The organism is Zavarzinella formosa DSM 19928 (assembly GCF_000255705.1).
GTDB lineage: Bacteria > Planctomycetota > Planctomycetia > Gemmatales > Gemmataceae > Zavarzinella > Zavarzinella formosa.
Genome location: NZ_JH636464.1, coordinates 1 through 3337 on the forward strand (window position 1 = coordinate 1; position 3337 = coordinate 3337).

The 3337-nt window shown below is 64.6% G+C and carries 4 protein-coding genes; all 4 read left to right on the forward strand.

Going from position 1 to position 3337, the window contains the following annotated elements:
* Positions 1 to 709 precede the first annotated feature (709 nt).
* The 4 genes from BGIM_RS0147685 (at position 710) to BGIM_RS0147700 (ending at position 3249) form a co-directional block, all read left to right on the forward strand.
* A complete protein-coding gene (locus BGIM_RS0147685; RefSeq protein WP_020476623.1) occupies positions 710 to 898 on the forward strand; it encodes a carbon storage regulator in 189 nt (62 codons plus the stop codon).
* Positions 899 to 910: 12 nt separating this feature from the next.
* Positions 911 to 1939 (forward strand): AAA family ATPase, encoded by a 1029-nt coding sequence (locus BGIM_RS0147690; RefSeq protein WP_029632262.1) that lies wholly within the window; start codon positions 911 to 913, stop codon positions 1937 to 1939.
* 231 nt (positions 1940 to 2170) lie between these two features.
* On the forward strand, positions 2171 to 2788 hold the full coding sequence (locus tag BGIM_RS0147695) for a lambda-exonuclease family protein (RefSeq protein WP_020476625.1): 618 nt from the start codon (positions 2171 to 2173) through the stop codon (positions 2786 to 2788).
* Entirely contained in the window at positions 2785 to 3249 is a 465-nt protein-coding gene (locus tag BGIM_RS0147700) for a hypothetical protein (RefSeq protein WP_020476626.1), read from the forward strand. Before BGIM_RS0147695 ends, BGIM_RS0147700 begins: the two co-directional genes overlap by 4 nt.
* The last annotated feature ends 88 nt before the right edge of the window (positions 3250 to 3337 follow it).

The following is a 3337-nucleotide window of genomic DNA, read 5'->3' on the forward strand; positions in this document are numbered from 1 at the left end:
CCGTCAGGGCCGGGCGCCCCGCCCCGCCGAGGACCGGCCCATTTGAATAGGGTTCCGCCCGTCGCCCGCCCGGCCCTCACGGACCGGTCTGGATTCATCGGCCTTTCAGGCCGAGGCCGCCGGGGGCGGAGGCCGCCACTCATCAAAACGCCCGGTCTGAAAGACCGGTTAACCCAGACCGGTCCGTGAGGGCCGGGCGCCCCGCCCCGCCGGGCCACCCGCCGCCTCTCTTTTTCCTCCCCATCCAAATCCCATTCCCTGCCAATCGGTTCAAACACTCCGTCCGGTACTCTTTGCTTACCAGCCCGTTGAACGAGTCTTTTGCATCTTGTGTTGAGAGATTCCAAGAGCCCCACTGCGTCAGCGGTGGGGGTGGCCTTCAGTGTGTGACGATCACCCCCACCGCTGACGCAGTGGGGCTCTTGGGATTATTTGCATCCGTTGTTGATTTTGCCTGTGAACACCCCGCGTCGGGCAGCGCGGGGGACGGCGACACCTGCCGGGGTATGCGAGTCCCCCAAGTGGTGCGGCCGCCGGGAGAGACCGGCTTTTTTGAAGAAAAGGATGAGGGATGAAGGATGAGGGATGAAAGAAGACAATCGAGCCGGTCGAAGGGATTGGCTTTTGTCTTTGCTTTTGCTTTTTTTCATCCCTCATCCTTCATCCCTCATCCCTTCTCTCAACTTCTCCCCCCAACCAAAGGAGACCTGTGCTAATTCTCACCCGCAAACATGGCGAGAAGATTGTGATTGGCGAGAGCATCTGCGTCACGGTGGTGGACATCGACCGGGGGCGGGTGCGGCTGGGGATCGAGGCGCCGCGCGACGTGCCGGTGTTTCGGCAGGAGCTGCTTCCCGTGCGACCGATTCCGTCGGTTGATTCCAAACCCCGAACCTGACAGGAGCGCGCCATGAGTGTGCTATCGCAAGTCACCCGCTCGGCGCCGAGGCTGCCGTCGCGCGTGGTGTTGTATGCGGCGGAAAAGTTCGGCAAAAGCTCCTTCGGGGCCAATTCGCCGAGGCCGGTTTTCCTGATGACCGCCGGGGAAACGGGCCTCCTCTCGCTCCTCGAAGCCGGGCAGGCGCCGCCGACGGACCACTTCCCGGAGGACTTCCGCAACTGGTCCGATTTGGGCCGCGCCGTCCGTGCCCTGCGGGACGAGCCGCATGATTTTCGCACGCTGGTGCTGGACACCGGCAACGGCGCCGAGGCGCTTTGCCAGCAGCATGTGCGCGACGAGTTTTTCAACGGCGACTGGGGCAACTTCAACACCTACGGCCGGGGCAACGAACTGGCCGCCAAGGAGTGGGGCCTGTTCCTGCAACTGCTCGACGACACCCGGCTGGGCCGGGGCATGTCGATCCTGATGTTGCATCACGCGAAATTGAAAACCATCGTCGACCCGACCGGAAAATCGTGGGATCAGTGGCGCCCGGAGAGCGTGGAAAAGCTCTGGAGCCTGACGCACAAATGGTCCGACGCGATCCTCTTCGGCGGCTTCAAAACCAGCCCCGCGAAGGACGCGGCCAACGTCGTCGAATCGCGCTACCTGCACACCACCGCGAGCGCCGGCATCGTCGGCGGCAACCGCTACGGCCTCCCCCCGGAGATCACCGCCCCCGCCGGCGCCGCCAGCCTGTTCAAGGCGTTTTCGCAGGCGATGTCCAAGGCCAAGACGCGGGAAGAACCGCCCTCAACGGAAGAGTCGTCATCCCTGCCGGTCGCCGTCCAAAAGGCGCTGCTGGATGCCTTCCACGAGCTTGATCTGGCCTGGCACGACCCCAAGGCCAAGGCCCGCGCCTCGGAAATTTTGGGCCGACCCGTCGGCGAGTCCGACCATGTTGGGACGCTGACCATCGGCGAGGCTAACCGGCTGCTGGCCGCGCTGCGGGCGAAGATCGCGGGACGGGGAAAGAAAAGAGAGACGGCGAACTCGTGAAGCCGCGACGCGGAGTCTTCGCAGCGGAGCGCGGACTCCCGGCGTCGAACGACTGCCCAAACATGCGGCGATTCGTGAAGCCGCGACGCGGAGTCTTCGCAGCGGAGCGCGGACTTCCCGAGTCAAATATCCGCCATTGCGAGCGGCGATTGAACCACAGGCCGTCCGCGCTCCGCTGCGAAGACTCCGCGTCGCGGCTTCACAAAGACACTCATCGAACGGAACCCAAACATGCGCGTGATTCAACTCAACCAAGGTTCTCGCGAGTGGACCCGCTGGCGGCGAAACGGCATCGGCGGGGGGGACATCGCGGCCCTCCTTGGCCTCTCTCCCTTCCCGGAGGCCACCGCCGACGGGCTGTTGGCCGAGAAGCTCGGCGACACCGAGCGGGCGACCAACTTCGCCATGCGTCGCGGCGTGCTGCTGGAACCGCAGGCCCGCGCGATGTTCGAGGCGCGCGAGAAAACCGGCTATGTGCCGATGTGCGTTGAACACGACACGGCCCCCTGGATGCGCGCCTCGCTCGATGGTTACAGCCACGCGCGGAACGACATCATCGAGGTGAAGGCGCCGTCGTTCAAGGTCCACGACCTCGCGCTGGCGGGCCTCGTCCCCGATCACTACCTCTGCCAGGTGCAATGGCAGTTGCTGGTGACCGATTGCCGCGTGTGCCACTTCGTCAGCTACAACCCGGCCGGGCGGTTTCAAAACGGGGCCGAACTGGCGGTTGTCCGCGTGACCGAGGATGCCGAGCATCAAGCCGCCATTTTGGAGGCGGCCGAGATGTTCTGGATGCGCGTGGCCGATTCGCTCCGCTCCCGGATGATCCCCGCCGGAGCCTGCCCGTGAGCCAGAAAATCCCCGGCGAAGGCCGCTATTTCGTGGCTTATGCGCGAGCCGACGGCCGCACCCGCTACATCCGCCGATTCGCTCCGCTCCCGGATGATCCCCGCCGGAGCCTGCCCGTGAGCCAGAAAATCCCCGGCGAAGGCCGCTATTTCGTGGCTTATGCGCGAGCCGACGGCCGCACCCGCTACATCCGCCGATTCGTCAACCCGTGGGACGCGCGAGCCGAGGCCAGTCGCCTCAACGCCGCGCTGAGAACGAACAACCCCGTGCTTCCCCAAGGGCAGCCGTTTGATTACTACTTCGTCCTCACCAATTCGATCTGCCTGCCGTGGATCGATTCGCCGACGGACAAGACGGGGGAGGGGGCCGCCGACGGGGAATGCCCGGCCCTGACGGACCGGTCTGGGTTAATCGGTCTTTCAGACCGAAAACCCGGTCAAACACATGGTTTTCCGGTCTGAAAGACCGGCTAACCCAGACCGGTCCGTCAGGGCCGGGCATTCCATCGGCGACAACCACCCAATCAACGGATGCCCCCATGAGAACACA